This is a genomic window from Mucilaginibacter sp. GW822-FHT03E02, assembly GCF_058801545.1.
In genome coordinates this window covers 1345265-1359521 of the sequence record NZ_JBXANJ010000001.1, presented here as the reverse complement: position 1 = coordinate 1359521, position 14257 = coordinate 1345265, and the positions used below count along the sequence as shown (strand labels likewise).

16 protein-coding genes are annotated in these 14257 nt (G+C 43.5%); 9 read left to right on the top strand and 7 right to left on the bottom strand.

The features are described from left to right. Window positions 1-83: 83 nt before the first annotated feature. The 3 genes from AC1RM2_RS05505 to AC1RM2_RS05495 form a co-directional block, all read right to left on the bottom strand. Window positions 84-479: a hypothetical protein gene (locus tag AC1RM2_RS05505; protein ID WP_492984001.1), complete on the bottom strand. Its 396-nt coding sequence runs from the start codon at window positions 477-479 to the stop codon at window positions 84-86. Continuing rightward, on the bottom strand, window positions 455-1042 hold the full coding sequence (locus AC1RM2_RS05500; protein WP_492984000.1) for a hypothetical protein: 588 nt from the start codon (window positions 1040-1042) through the stop codon (window positions 455-457). Before AC1RM2_RS05500 ends, AC1RM2_RS05505 begins: the two co-directional genes overlap by 25 nt. A gap of 300 nt (window positions 1043-1342) precedes the next feature. Then, a complete protein-coding gene (locus AC1RM2_RS05495; RefSeq protein ID WP_492983999.1) occupies window positions 1343-3592 on the bottom strand; it encodes a sodium-translocating pyrophosphatase in 2250 nt (749 codons plus the stop codon). A 248-nt stretch (window positions 3593-3840) separates the two neighbouring features. On the opposite strand from AC1RM2_RS05495, the gene AC1RM2_RS05490 reads away from it, so the two are divergent. From AC1RM2_RS05490 to AC1RM2_RS05480, 3 genes are all read left to right on the top strand, one after another. After that, window positions 3841-5277 (top strand): APC family permease, encoded by a 1437-nt coding sequence (locus tag AC1RM2_RS05490; protein ID WP_492983998.1) that lies wholly within the window; start codon window positions 3841-3843, stop codon window positions 5275-5277. Beyond that, on the top strand, window positions 5255-6661 hold the full coding sequence (dacB, locus tag AC1RM2_RS05485; RefSeq protein WP_492983997.1) for a D-alanyl-D-alanine carboxypeptidase/D-alanyl-D-alanine endopeptidase: 1407 nt from the start codon (window positions 5255-5257) through the stop codon (window positions 6659-6661). The genes AC1RM2_RS05490 and dacB overlap by 23 nt, the downstream gene beginning before the upstream one ends. Window positions 6662-6871: 210 nt before the next feature. Continuing rightward, window positions 6872-7273 carry a hypothetical protein gene (locus AC1RM2_RS05480; protein ID WP_492983996.1) on the top strand — a complete coding sequence of 134 codons (402 nt, stop codon included), beginning with the start codon at window positions 6872-6874 and terminating at the stop codon, window positions 7271-7273. Between the two features lie 118 nt (window positions 7274-7391). Here AC1RM2_RS05480 and AC1RM2_RS05475 read toward each other — a convergent pair whose 3' ends face one another. Both AC1RM2_RS05475 and AC1RM2_RS05470 read right to left on the bottom strand, forming a co-directional pair. Continuing rightward, the gene (locus AC1RM2_RS05475; RefSeq protein ID WP_259090564.1) at window positions 7392-7811 is read right to left on the bottom strand and encodes an OsmC family protein; all 420 of its coding nucleotides are present in this window, start codon (window positions 7809-7811) and stop codon (window positions 7392-7394) included. A gap of 176 nt (window positions 7812-7987) precedes the next feature. After that, window positions 7988-9055, bottom strand: coding sequence for an NADH:flavin oxidoreductase/NADH oxidase (locus AC1RM2_RS05470; protein WP_492983995.1), 1068 nt, complete (start codon window positions 9053-9055; stop codon window positions 7988-7990). Between the two features lie 204 nt (window positions 9056-9259). Here AC1RM2_RS05470 and AC1RM2_RS05465 point away from each other — a divergent pair, with 204 nt between their 5' ends. Beyond that, complete coding sequence (locus AC1RM2_RS05465) at window positions 9260-9964, top strand: dienelactone hydrolase family protein (protein ID WP_492983994.1); 705 nt, start codon at window positions 9260-9262, stop codon at window positions 9962-9964. A 12-nt stretch (window positions 9965-9976) separates the two neighbouring features. Here the strand turns inward: AC1RM2_RS05465 and AC1RM2_RS05460 are convergent, their stop codons facing one another. Next, complete coding sequence (locus AC1RM2_RS05460; RefSeq protein ID WP_492983993.1) at window positions 9977-10420, bottom strand: hypothetical protein; 444 nt, start codon at window positions 10418-10420, stop codon at window positions 9977-9979. A 256-nt stretch (window positions 10421-10676) separates the two neighbouring features. On the opposite strand from AC1RM2_RS05460, the gene AC1RM2_RS05455 reads away from it, so the two are divergent. The 5 genes from AC1RM2_RS05455 (at window position 10677) to AC1RM2_RS05435 (ending at window position 13981) form a co-directional block, all read left to right on the top strand. Beyond that, on the top strand, window positions 10677-11531 hold the full coding sequence (locus tag AC1RM2_RS05455) for a bifunctional helix-turn-helix domain-containing protein/methylated-DNA--[protein]-cysteine S-methyltransferase (RefSeq protein ID WP_492983992.1): 855 nt from the start codon (window positions 10677-10679) through the stop codon (window positions 11529-11531). Window positions 11532-11537: 6 nt separating this feature from the next. After that, window positions 11538-12245: a 2OG-Fe(II) oxygenase gene (locus tag AC1RM2_RS05450; protein WP_492983991.1), complete on the top strand. Its 708-nt coding sequence runs from the start codon at window positions 11538-11540 to the stop codon at window positions 12243-12245. Between the two features lie 134 nt (window positions 12246-12379). Then, the gene (locus AC1RM2_RS05445; protein ID WP_492983990.1) at window positions 12380-12934 is read left to right on the top strand and encodes an RNA polymerase sigma-70 factor; all 555 of its coding nucleotides are present in this window, start codon (window positions 12380-12382) and stop codon (window positions 12932-12934) included. Between the two features lie 137 nt (window positions 12935-13071). After that, window positions 13072-13344: a hypothetical protein gene (locus AC1RM2_RS05440; RefSeq protein ID WP_090645752.1), complete on the top strand. Its 273-nt coding sequence runs from the start codon at window positions 13072-13074 to the stop codon at window positions 13342-13344. Continuing rightward, window positions 13328-13981 (top strand): ATPase, encoded by a 654-nt coding sequence (locus AC1RM2_RS05435; RefSeq protein WP_492983989.1) that lies wholly within the window; start codon window positions 13328-13330, stop codon window positions 13979-13981. Before AC1RM2_RS05440 ends, AC1RM2_RS05435 begins: the two co-directional genes overlap by 17 nt. A gap of 59 nt (window positions 13982-14040) precedes the next feature. Here AC1RM2_RS05435 and AC1RM2_RS05430 read toward each other — a convergent pair whose 3' ends face one another. Beyond that, on the bottom strand, window positions 14041-14208 hold the full coding sequence (locus AC1RM2_RS05430; protein ID WP_492983988.1) for a hypothetical protein: 168 nt from the start codon (window positions 14206-14208) through the stop codon (window positions 14041-14043). Between the last annotated feature and the right edge of the window lie 49 nt (window positions 14209-14257).

Genomic DNA, 14257 nt, shown 5'->3' with positions numbered 1-14257 from the left:
ACAACACAGTTTAAAGCAGGTGCCAGCCCTATTGTTACAATATTGCAGGGAAAAAAACGCGGCATTGTACTACTATAGGCTGTTTACTCAAAGTTATGCAGTTTTTTTAACGCTTTTAAGCTATACACTTTAGTTTCGACTGTTCGCATAGTATCTACCAGTATGTTATTATCATACAAGTATTTTTTTTCTTTAGCCAATATGGTGTCCCCTTTTAATATGAAATCAATATAGCCGGTTTGATCGTCATAAGTGCCCAATTTGATGCTGAAACTTGCCGAGTCGGTAAGGTAGGCAGTGGTATTGGTTTCAAACAACCCGGTGCGGTAAATCTGGATGTATAGGTTGCTATCTTTAGCGATGGTGTATTTGAGCCTGTTTGGGCTTTTACCGTTTTTGCAGGAGGTGAAGGCTAAAATTATCAGGAGGAGTTTAAATGGCTTTTTCAGTTTGATTATCTTTTTATTTCCTTGGAACATGCAATTGTAATTGAATCTTTCGTGCTTTCACGTAAATCTTCTGTTAATCCGTTAGGGTAAAATTGCTTTAACCTGTTAATATAGCAATTGCAATAAATTTTCTGATTTTCGATTGATAGCTTTTTCATTGATGGAGCTTCCATTAGTTTATCCCTAATTAAATTATCCACAGTGGGTGACCATCCCAAGTTGATATTTGTTTCTTCGCTACAAATGGAAATAAATCCTGCTGTAACATTTTTTAGCGAGTCATCATTCACTGAATCCACTCCTTGTGGATATTTATCTTTAAGCTTTGTTATGGCGCAATTAATAAGGTTTTTCTTAGAAGAGCTATCTATTGCCATTTTATTAAGGTCTTCATTTAATGAGTTGTAAACATCCTTTGTGTGTTCTGGAGACCACCCATTTTTGTTAGAGTTGGCAAAATGAATGGATTCTTTTAAAATCGCCAAAAATATTGTTATCAGTATTGCCCATCCCCATAAAGGCATTTTCTTTTTAGAGTTTTGTTTAGCAGCCCATTGCGAAAACTCATTGTTTTCGTTGTTGTCAGATGACATGATGTGTAGAATAAGTTAATAAAAAAGCCATTTGTTAGTGGCCTAAATCTATGAATAATTGCAATTAGTTGCTTTTAAGACTTTGAGTTTTGGTAACAATAATACCCTGGCCCCTCAGATGTGCAGATGAAAGAATTATTTGAGGATTTGAAAATATCAGATCCAAAAAATCTGAAGAATCTGTTTAATCCGGGTTCAGACAATTATTCTGTTCATTCTTTAATTCTGTAAATCCTGATTCATACAACAAAAAAGCCACCCTCAACAGGTGGCTTTCCATAAATATCCTAAAAAGGACAATTATCCTTTTTTATCAACTTTGGTAACAGGCGATGTATAAGCCTGAACAACAATTTGTTTTTTAACCTCGTGTTTCATAGCGGTTGGTGCCACATGGTTCGCATTCAAATGCGGTGCGATAACCAGTGAAACTATCGACATCAGTTTGATCAGGATGTTCATTGACGGGCCTGAAGTATCTTTAAACGGATCGCCTACGGTATCGCCGGTTACTGATGCTTTATGTGGTTCTGATTTTTTGTAGTACATCTCGCCATTGATCAGGCAGCCTTTTTCGAACGATTTTTTGGCGTTATCCCATGCACCTCCGGCGTTGCTCTGGAAAATACCCATCAAAACGCCCGATACGGTTACACCGGCCAATAAGCCGCCCAATACTTCGGGGCCAAAGGCAAAACCGATAACGATAGGGGTGATCAGCGCGATTAAACCCGGGGCAACCATTTCGCGGATGGATGCTTTGGTAGATATAGCCACGCATTTTTCGTATTCGGGCTTGCCTTCATAGGTCATAATACCCGGAATTTCGCGAAACTGGCGGCGCACTTCTTCAACCATGGCCATGGCGGCACGGCCTACTGCCGAGATACACAATGCCGAGAAGATGAAAGGGATCATCCCACCCACAAATAAGCCGGCCAATACGTCGGCTTTATAAATATCAATATGTTCGATACCTGCAACACCCACAAAGGCTGCAAATAAGGCCAGTGAGGTTAACGCGGCTGATGCAATGGCGAAACCCTTGCCTGTAGCAGCGGTAGTGTTACCTACAGCATCCAAATTGTCTGTACGGTGGCGTACTTCTTCGGGCAGGCGGCTCATTTCGGCAATACCACCGGCATTATCGGCAATTGGCCCAAAGGCGTCAATAGCTAATTGCATAGCTGTTGTTGCCATCATGCCGGCAGCCGCTATAGCCACGCCATATAAACCTGCAAAATGGTACGAGCCATAAATACCCGATGCTAAAACCAGGATAGGCAATACTGTCGATTCCATACCTATAGATAAGCCACCAATAATATTGGTAGCATGGCCTGTTGACGACTGGCGGATAATGCTCAGTACCGGGCGTTTGCCCATGGCGGTATAGTACTCGGTAATGATAGACATTAAAGTACCCACAATCAAACCTACTACTATCGACATGAATACGCCGTTTTTGGTAAATGGAATTATGCCAGCTTTTACTACGCCGTTAACTTCATCGCGTACCATGTGAAACTCGCCTTCGGGCAGCATCCATTGTACTACAAAATAGGTAGCAATAGCGGTTAGTATGATTGAAGCCCAGTTGCCTATGTTCAGTGCTTTTTGCACACTATCGGTTTCACTTTTAATCCTCACCATGGCTGCGCCAACAATTGAGAATATCAAACCTAAACCGGCTATAACCATAGGTAACAGGATAGGGGCAATACCTCCAAAAGCGTCATGTGAAACAATTTCGCGGCCCAAAACCATGGTAGCCAGCATAGTTGCCACGTACGATCCGAATAAATCGGCGCCCATACCTGCAACATCGCCTACGTTATCGCCTACGTTATCGGCAATGGTGGCAGGGTTACGCACGTCATCCTCGGGGATGCCCGCTTCAACTTTACCTACAAGGTCGGCGCCTACGTCGGCAGCTTTGGTATAAATACCGCCGCCCACACGGGCAAAAAGTGCTATTGATTCGGCACCTAATGAAAAGCCGGCCAACACATCAAGTGCTTTGGCCATGGCCTCGCCGTTTACGGTGCTGCCTGCAACGTTAACTACATAAAACTGGTAAAATAATATAAACAGCGATCCTAAACCAATGATAGCCAAACCGGCAACGCCAAGGCCCATTACGGTACCGCCGGTAAACGATACTTTTAATGCCTGCGCCAAACTGGTACGGGCGGCCTGTGTAGTACGCACGTTGGCTTTGGTTGCAATGCGCATGCCCAGGTAACCGGCAAATGCCGATAAAAACGCTCCGATGATGAATGATACAGCAATTACCGGGCTCGATGTAGCCACGGTTGTACCGCTCCAGGCCAGCAGCAATGCTGCTACGGCAACAAAGCCGCCAAGTACTTTCCACTCGGCGCGTAAAAAGGCCATTGCGCCATCGGCAATGTAGCCGGCCAGCGTAACCATGTCGCCATCGCCGGCATCCTGTTTGGTAACCCAGGCGGCTTTAACTGCCATAACGGCAATGCCGATGAGCCCAAACACCGGAATTAAGTAAATTAAGTAAGAGTTCAAAAAGTCCATAGTAACAATTTTGGTTTATTAAAGTAAGTTTTGCTAAGTCTGAAGTCTAAAGTCGCAAGTCAAAAGTCTTTTTTTACTTTTTTCCTTGATTCTTAAGACTACTGACTTAAGACTAACGACTCAATACTACACCGGCTATAGCAGGGTTTAATTGGTGGTTGCAAAATAGTAAATTTATTTTCTTTACAATAGCCTGTCAATATTAAAGTTTTTTGAATAGTTTAGGGCTTTAAACCCTTTTTTAATTTATGGCAAAAGATTCCGGACAACCAAAAATGAAACATGAGCTTGGCCTGCTTGATGGCACCATGCTGGTAGCAGGTTCGATGATAGGCTCGGGTATATTTATAGTTGCTGCCGACATTGTACGTAATGTAGGCTCAGCAGGTTGGCTGATAGCCATTTGGCTCATCACCGGTTTCATGACCTTGACAGCAGCCTTAAGCTATGGCGAGCTAAGCGGCATGTACCCCAAAGCAGGCGGACAGTACGTTTACCTGAAAGAAGCCTACAATAAACTTATAGCATTTTTATACGGCTGGAGCTTTTTTGCGGTGATACAAACCGGAACGATAGCAGCGGTTGGTGTAGCTTTTTCGAAATTTACGGCGTATTTGATACCGGCGGTGAGCGAAGATAATATTCTTTTTCAGCAGGGCTTTATAAAAATCAGCGCGGCTCAGCTTGTTTCTATCTGCGTTATTTTAATATTAACGTTTATTAATACCCGCGGTGTTAAGAGCGGGAAACTAATACAAACCACGTTTACACTAACCAAGCTTGCAAGTTTATTCGGGCTGATAATTTTTGGTTTTATAGCCCTAAAGCCTGAGGTATGGCACGCCAACTGGAATGATGCCTGGAACCTACATAAATTAAATACCGACGGTAGCTTTACAAGTGTAACCCTGGCAGCGGGACTTGGCGCTATTGCGGCATCTATGGTGGGTTCAATTTTTAGCAGTGACTCCTGGAACAACGTAACTTTTATAGCAGGCGAAATGCGTAACCCTAAAAGGGATGTGGCATTAAGCTTGTTTTTTGGTACCATGATAGTAACTATAATTTATGTGGCTGCCAATGTGGTTTACACAGGGGTATTACCATTACATGAAATAGCTACGGCTCCAAAAGATCGTGTTGCGGTAGCTGCTTCACAGGTGATTTTTGGTCATACAGGAACGCTTATTATTGCTGTGATGATCATGATATCCACTTTTGGTTGTAATAACGGTTTAATTATGGCAGGTGCAAGGGTTTACTACACTATGGCTAAGGATGGTTTGTTTTTCAAAAAAACAGGCGAACTTAATAAAGCATCAGTACCCGAATTTGGCTTATGGATACAGGCATTGGTGGCATCAATACTTTGCTTAAGTGGTAAGTATGGCGACCTGTTGGATATGATATCTTTTGTTGTCGTAATATTTTACGTGCTCACTATAATTGGCATTTATATTTTGCGTGCCAAATTGCCTAATGCAGATCGCCCTTACAAAGCATTTGGGTACCCGGTGTTACCGGCCATCTATATTGTGATGGGAATAGCCTTCTGTATATTGCTGATTATTTACAAGCCGCAATTCACATGGCCCGGTTTGATAATAGTGTTGATTGGTATCCCAATATATTATATTACCAAGGGGAACGTTAAGGAGCAGGATGAAGCGGTTATTGATAGTTAGTTTATTTATTTTAAGCGGGCAGGCTTATGCACAGGACCTGCAATCGAGATTATCAGCGGCATTTAACAGGTTACAGGCCGATAGCCAGTGCCGTTATGCATCGCTTTCGCTCACTGTTTTGGACGCCAAAATCGGCGAACAGGTATTTGCCGCCAGCCCTAACATGGGGCTGGCTACTGCATCAACCTTGAAGACCATTACCAGCATCACAGCCTTTAATGTTTTGGGCGCCGATTTTAGGTACCAGACCCAATTAGGTTACAACGGCGAAATTGCCGCCGACGGCACACTCAATGGCGATATCATCATCAAAGGCTCGGGCGATCCAACCCTGGGCAGCTGGCGGTACGAGCAAACCAAAGAAGCTCATGTACTTGCCTTAATGGTTGATGCCCTTAAAACTGCAGGCATCAAAAAAATAAACGGGCGCATTATTGGCGATGATAGCGCCTTCGGTACTCAATCCATCCCCGAAGGCTGGATATGGCAAGATATTGGCAACTACTATGGCGCCGGAACATCGGGCCTTTGCTGGCGCGAAAACCAGTTTGATATTAAACTGCGCACCGGCGCTGTTGGCAATCCTATTGGCGTTTCGTACACTGTGCCCAATGTATCGTACCTCACTTTTAAAAGCGAATTGGTTAACGGCCCGGCAGGTAGTGGCGACAATGCCTACGCCTTTTTGCCCGTTGGTAGTAAAGTGATGTACCTGCGCGGCAGCTACGCAATTGATAAAGATAAAAAAAGCATCTCGGTAGCCACGCCTGATGCCGCTTACGATGCTGCGTTGCGTTTGTCGGATACATTGAAGAAATTAGGTATTGGAGTGGGGTTCGATCCCGAATCTGTTGCTACATTAACCGCGAAAGGATTAAAAGCGCCGTTGATCACCAAAAATCTGGCTGCCATTCCATCGCCGCCGCTGAGCCGGATCATTTACTGGCTCAATCAAAAAAGTATTAACCTGTATGCCGAGCAATTGCTTAAAACCATAGCCTGGAAACAGGGCCGTAAACCTACCACGGCAAACGGGGTAGAAGAAGTACAGAAATTTTGGCAGGCCCGCGGCATTGATGCGAATAGTATAAATACCTACGATGGCAGCGGCCTCTCGCCCGGCGATAGGGTAAGCACCAATACCATGGCCCGCATTCTGCAATCGGCCAAAAAAGAAAGCTGGTTTCCTGATTTTTACGAAAGTTTGCCGGTTTATAACGATATGAAAATGAAAAGCGGTACCATCAACAGCGTGCTTTGCTATGCGGGCTACCAAACCCACAATGGCCGCGAACTTTGCTTCTCTATCATGGTCAATAACTTCAGTGGATCAAGCAGGGGGATTAAAGAAAAAATGTTCAGGGTATTGGATGTGTTGAAGTAGGAGCCCTTAACCTCCTGAAAGGGGATAGATTCTCATTTCTGGAATACCGCGAAATACCAGGCTTTTATTACCGCTATTGATATTTGCCAAACTGAGAATGCAGATATATATATTCCCTATAAAGACGATATTTACGTGATGGTTCCAAAACGGGGTTTTTGAAAGCCGGATTATACCGTTCATCATAAGTGATTTACAAATCAATATATCATGAAAAAATTAAGCACCGCAGCAATCCTTTTGACAGTTTTTTCCTTATCAGCCTGCAAACCTAAAGCTAACCCTGCCGATGCCGTAAAAAGCATCCAATTTAAATTTACAGAACTTGGGCGCGAAACCCAATTCCGGATCCCCTGCGATAAATTTGATTATTATTTTCCGCAGGGTAAGGTCAAGGATTTTACCAGTGCAGCGGGTATTGATAGTGTGATGCATTTGCTTACCGGCTTAAAACTGGCTGGTGAAGGCATTCTGCCCGATGTAAGGGGAAAGATTTATATCACCCATGCCGGCAGTGCTGTAGATACCCTCTGCGTAGGCGTAAAAGCTTTGGATTATAAGGGGACTACTTACGAAACACCGCAGGAGTTATTGGTGTTGATACAAAAATAAGGAAGCAAAAAAATATGTCATTGCGAGTATAGCGCGGCAATCTCTTAGTCTACAGGGCGAACATGTATAGCTACGAGATTGCTTCGTTCCTCGCAATGACATAGAGGAGAATTATCGCTTACGCGTAAGTAACATTCAACGTAAATGGCACGCTTAACGCTTTTGATATAATGCAATTTGCTTTTGCATCTTCGGCAATGGCTTTAAATTTAGCTTCGTCTACACCGTCAATTGCTGTTGCTTTTAATTCTAAATGAATACCGGTGATGCTTAGTGCCTGCATATCCAGGTCAAGAATGGCATCGGTTGTAAGGTCGCCGGGAGTAAAGCCGGCCTGGGTTAAAGCAGCGCCAACAGCCATAGTGAAGCAGCCTGCATGAGCAGCGGCAATCAGCTCTTCGGGGTTGGTGCCAATGCCATCGGCAAAGCGGGTTTTAAAAGAGTATTGGGTTTTGTTAAGCACGGTGCTTTGAGTGGTAATTTCTCCGCTGCCGGCCTGTAAAGTGCCGTTCCAATGGGCGTTTGCTGTACGTTTCATAGTTTGTGGTTTTATTGTTTGTGGTTTTATTGTTTGTGGTTTTTATTAGTTCATGGTTCATGCTTTTAGTTCATGGTTCATAGATCATGGTTCATGGTTTTTCGAGTTAATGCAAAAATTCATAATTTCCGTATAGTGACCATGAACTATGAACCATCAACCATGAACGCGCTACCCTACCATTTCGCCCGAACATACTGGGCGGGCCATTCTACTTCGTGACCCAGTTCATGGGCGGCACGTAAAGCAAAATGCGGGTCGCGGAGCATTTCGCGGGCTATAAATACAACATCGGCTTCCCCTTCCTGTATAATTTCGTCAGCCTGATGGGGTTTGGTTATTAAGCCTACTGCACCGGTAAGTATACCGCTTTCTTTTTTAACTTTCTCGGCAAATTCAACCTGATAACCTGGTTTTAACGCTATTTTAACACCGGCAATGTTGCCACCTGTCGAGCAGTCAATAAGGTCGATACCTTTATTTTTTAATATTTTGGCAAGCGCTACCGAGTCATCGGCTGTCCAGGCGCCTTCCGTCCATTCAGTTGCCGATATGCGTACAAACAGCGGGTTTTCTGCAGGCCAAACTTCCTGTACGCTTTCAATTACTTCCAGCAAAAAACGGATTCGGTTCTCGAACGGGCCTCCGTATTCATCCGTACGTTTATTACTTGCCGGCGATAAAAACTCGTGCAGTAAATAACCGTGTGCGCCATGCAGTTCAATTACGTCAAAACCTGCGGCCAGGGCCCTGGCAGCGGCGGCTTTAAAATCAGCTTTAATTTTTTCGATGCCGGCTTTATCCAGTTCTAAAGGCGCCTCTTCACTGTCGATAAAAGCGATGGGGCTTGGTGCGTATGATTTCCATCCGTTAGGCTCATTTGATGGTACTTGCTTGCCGCCCAGCCACGGTTGCAGGTGGCTGGCCTTGCGGCCGGCATGTGCCAGCTGTGTGCCGGCATAAGCGCCATGGGCGTGCAAAAAGTCGGTAATCTGTTTTAATTTGGTGATGTGTTCATCTTTATAAAGACCAAGGTCGGCAGATGAAATGCGGCCTTCGGGCGATACTGCGGTGGCTTCGGTGATAATTAAAGCTGCACCGCCAACGGCCATGCCGCCAAGGTGTACCAGGTGCCAGTCATTAGCGAAACCGTCTTCGCTGGAATATTCGCACATGGGCGATACCACGATGCGGTTTTTAAGTTCGATGTTCTTTATTTTAAGCGGTGAGAATAGATGGGGCATATGTTTTTGTTTGGTACAAATATGGTAAGTAACATTGATTGTAACCACACTGTTTTGTAAAATAGATATAAGCTAAAAGCCGAAGGCCTAAAGCAGAAAGCTAATTGCAGGAAAAAAGCTTTTTGCATCCGAACTTGGTTTTATGCTTTTCGGTCGGACGTAAATTCTTTAGCTTTGAAAATCACCGCAATTTGTTCAATCAGTATGGATAATAAAAATTATATCGAACTAAAGGTTGCCGACGGAAGCTCGATGGCCGTTTATGTTGCTTTTCCTGAAGCCAATACGGCGGGCGCGGCCGCTATTATTGTATTACAGGAAGCATTTGGCGTTAATAACCATATCCGTCATGTTGCTGATAGATTTGCGGCCGCGGGCTATGTTGCGGTTGCTCCTGAGCTTTTTCATCGTACAGCGCCAAAAGGTTTTGCAGGTGACTATGCCGATTTTAGTACGGTAACACCACACACATCAAAACTAACTAATGATGGTTTTAAAGCCGACCTGGAAGCTGTTTGGGAGTGGCTAAATACGCAAACCAATGTAGATATAAGCCGGGTATATGCTATTGGTTATTGCATGGGCGGTAGGGTAGCTTTTATAGCCAATGCCTTACTTCCCTTAAAAGCGGCTGTATCCTATTATGGCGGCGGGCTTGATAAGGTTGCACATATAGCAGCCGACCTGCATGGCAAACACTTGTTTATTTGGGGTGGCAAGGATGCGCATATTAAGGATGACAACATCAATGCTGTTATAGGTGCAGTTGAAGCTGCGGGCAAAGATTATATCAACGTAAAAATCTCTTATGCCGACCACGGCTTTAACTGCAACGAGCGGTCAAGTTATAATGAAGCTGCATCCAAAGAGGCCTGGGCTTTAGTTATGGCTTTTTTGGGAGAGTCTTAAATATCGGGTTGTTCAGGATGCAGTTTCTTCTTCCTCCTCGTCCTCATAGCTTTCATCTTCCAAATCCAGCCGGCAAATCCAAACCCCCAATAACAAAGGGAGTAAAAATGGCAGCAGCATGGCCGATAGCTCAAAGGGCGAATAAGCGTTTTTAGCCGCCGATGCGCCTATAAACACCAAAACAACGACAATACCCAGGGCGATTGAAACCCGTTGCTTAACGGCTATCACGGTTGACTCCCTGGTCATTCGCGGGATAATAAAAGTGAGCAGCGCGCCCAGCGGGCAGGTTAATACCATTAACACGCCAACCGACAATGGATACTCTTTAATAAAGGCGATGGATAGGATACTCCCGGAGTGAAAGAAAAACTGGCTGATAAGAATTTGCAGCACAGGCGCGATGATCACCATAGTTAGCCACACCTTAAAACTGTAAAATTGCGCCGGATCCATAGGCTATTATTGTTAAAAAAGTAAATATAAAAGATATCAGCTTTCAAACAAGGGATGCGCCGCATGCGGCAAAAAAAATTGGGAGACAATGTTTAAGTTTGAAATGTTAAGGTTGATTTCTATGTACTCACCCATTCGTAATTTATAAGTCTCACCTCCCGGGGGAGATTTAGTGGGGGCTGCCAATATCCGCAAGTTCCGGGTTTTATGAGGGATAATATCAGCCTACATTTGTTTATAAATAACAAATAATATTATGAACACACAAGAAAATATTAATTACGACCGTATTGCCGAGGCAATAAATTACATAAAGCTCAACTTTAAAACCCAGCCAAATTTAGATGAGGTGGCCGAAAAAGTGAACCTGAGCCCCTTCCATTTTCAGCGTTTGTTTACCGATTGGGTAGGCATCAGCCCTAAAAAGTTTTTGCAATACTTAAGCCTGGAATATGCCAAAGGTATTTTGAAAGATAAGCAGGCCACGTTGTTTGATACGGCATATGAAACGGGCCTGTCGGGTACCGGGCGTTTGCACGACCTGTTCATCAGCATTGAAGGCATGACTCCGGCCGAATACAAAAACGGTGGCAAGGAGCTGAGCATTAACTACAGCTTTGCCCAAAGCCCCTTTGGCAATATCATAGTGGCATCAACCCCCAAAGGTATTTGCTATATGGCCTTTGCCGACGACCATGCTGATGCTTTAGATCAGCTTAAACAGCATTTCCCTAACGCGGCTTATACCCAGGTAGTTGACATGATGCAACAGGATGTTTTGCATATCTTTAAAAAAGACTGGTCGCAATTGCCCGCAATAAAATTGCATTTGAAAGGCAGTAATTTCCAGCTGAAGGTATGGGATGCATTGCTTAAAATACCAATGGGCGGGCTATGCAGCTATGGCGATATTTCGCAAAAAATACAATTGCCCAATGCCGGCAGGGCGGTAGGCAGCGCCATAGGGGCCAACCCGGTAGCGTTTTTGATCCCTTGTCACCGGGTTATCCGGTCGACAGGCGAATCGGGGCAATACCATTGGGGAGCAACCCGTAAATCGGCTATTATAGGCTGGGAGGCGGCAATGGTTAATCAACCGGTATCAATATAAAAGGTGATGGAAATTAAAGAACGAATTGATAATTTAAATTGGGCTGACATTAAAGCCGGTATGGATGCCCGTGGATATGCCATTGTAAAAAACGTTTTAGCTGCGGATGAATGCGCCGCTCTGGCTAATCAATATATTGATGATGGGCTTTACCGCAAAACCGTTGTGATGGAACGCCATCATTACGGCCGGGGCGAGTACAAGTATTTCAAATACCCCTTGCCGGCAATCATTCAACAGTTACGGGAGCATGTTTATCCCCACCTTGCGCCCATTGCCAATAATTGGATGGAAATGCTAAATAAGCCTACGCGTTTTGCCGATACTTTAGATGAATTGCTGCAGTATTGCCATCAGCATGACCAATTGCGCCCAACCCCCTTGATACTGCAATACACCGAAGGCGGTTACAATGCCATGCACCAGGATTTGTATGGCGAGGTGTTTTTTCCCATTCAATCGGTTTTTATTTTGGATGAATCCGGCTTAGATTACGAGGGTGGCGAATTTATTTTGCTGGAACAAAAACCGCGCGAACAATCAAGGGCGATGGTGTTAAAACCCGGCAAGGGCGATATGATATTATTTACCACCAGCTACCGCCCCGCAAAAGGCAGCAAAGGGTATCACAGGGTTAACATGAAACACGGTATAGCCGAGATTACCAGCGGTCGGCGGCACAGCATGGGTATTATTTTTCATGATGCCAAATGATGGTTGCAAACCGGGATTGGAGGTAAATTAATGCTTTAAAACGCCTGCGATTGCGATTGATTTGTGCCATAAATTACATCAATAGTTAATTTTTGCTAAATTTATCGCAATTCTATGTTAACCCCCCTTTCAGGATGGCAGAAAAGGTAGCTACAAGCGATGTGCAATTGATCGACCGGTTAAAGTCGGGGGATGAAAGTGCGTTGACCGATATCTACAAAGAATACTGGCAGCAATTATTCCTGTCGGCCTATAATGTTTTAAAAGATAAGCAGGCCTGCGAAGATGTTATCCAGGAGTTGTTCATCAAGCTTTGGAATAGCAGGGATAATATCGAGATAGCCGTATCGTTAAAAGCATACCTGTATGCATCCATCCGTTATGAAGTTTACAGGCAAATCCGTGCCGGGGTTGTAACAAGCGATGTGTTTGATGCCCTTGCCAACCGTTTGCAAAGCCCTGCCACCCATGAAAATTTAGAATACAAAGAGCTGGTTTCACAGGTAAATTCGGTAGTTGAAACGCTACCCGAAAAATGCCGCGAAGTTTACAAGCTTAGCCGCGAAGAGTACCTAACCCATAAGCAAATTGCATCAAGGCTCAATATCTCTACCAAAACAGTCGAAAATCATTTAACCAAAGCGCTTAAGCATTTGCGTACTTCGTTGGGGACTTTGTTTTTGTTGTAGATTGGGGTGTTTTCTGTTGTGGATGGGTGAAAAAGATGTGTTATTGCACGAGTTCAAAAATGCCGACCGATGTTCGATTGATTAGTTATGGCATTTATCGTAACTTTATACTTAATTAAAAATATACGGAAGTGAAAATGAAGCCTAAAAACGATCAACAGGATAACCGCTTATTTGCCATGCAGCAGGTTATAAAAAAACTCAGGAATGATGATCTGAACCAGGGACATTGCTTTATGATTTTTGATGATGAATTGCCTGATGATGAAGCCTACTATGAATACCCAGATGGCCAGATAAAAGTAGAAAGATTGGATAAAAGTAATTTAGATGCCCCGCGCGAAGTGATCAAGGTACTCACAAAAAGTGAAATTGCTGCCGTAAAGGAAAAACATGAAGTTTTCCATTAAGCCTAAACTATTTATTATTACTGGGAGCAACGGTGCCGGCAAGTCTACCTACAAACAAACGTTGATCCCATCCGAATTTGCTGATCTCGATATATTTGATGGAGATGTTTTTTACACACAAAAAAGCATTGAGTTTTATAAAATAAATAAATCGTCAAAAGAGTCAAGAAAGCTTGCGGAAGAAGCACTTGAACAAGAATTTCTTCGTCTTGTTAACTTAAATATTGAGGACAAAGCTAACTTTGCCTATGAGGGGCACTTTACAGGCCCAGGTGCTTGGGCAATCCCAAAGAGATTTAAAGAAGCTGGTTTTGAAACCCATTTAATTTTCTGCGGGCTAAATACTTTAACAAGATCAATCCAAAGGGTAGAAATGCGTGTTAAAAAAGGAGGTTTCCATGTTCCCCCACTTGCAATCGAGAACAACTATTGGGGAAATATGGAAATGCTCGATAAGAATTTCCCGATGTTTGATTCTGTTGAACTAATTGATACGTCACTAAAAATGATTTCTATTGCTAAACTTCTAAATGGAAACGTCGGAAGATCCATACCTCCAGATCAGGTACCAGAATGGTTAAAAAGCGGAATGCCAATTATGTTTGAACTAATCAAGAAGTTTTACAATGTTGCATGATTTCTGCCATCATTCATCGTGAGAAAGAAGTATATAGCATAACTGTATTTTCAGCTATGCTATATATATGCTATTTTGTATTGATGTTTGCTCTGAAAATAAGCATCCAAAGCTTTCTTTTCATCAAAATCAATTGGAAGTTTAACACAGCCTGCTATCCTTTTTAATTTTGGGGATAATTTCTTTATACTTGTTTCTTCCGCCACTAACTTCTGCTTCGTTTTCATAATATTTTGCCTGTAAAACAAATTCACTTATCCGGACAATCTTCCCAAT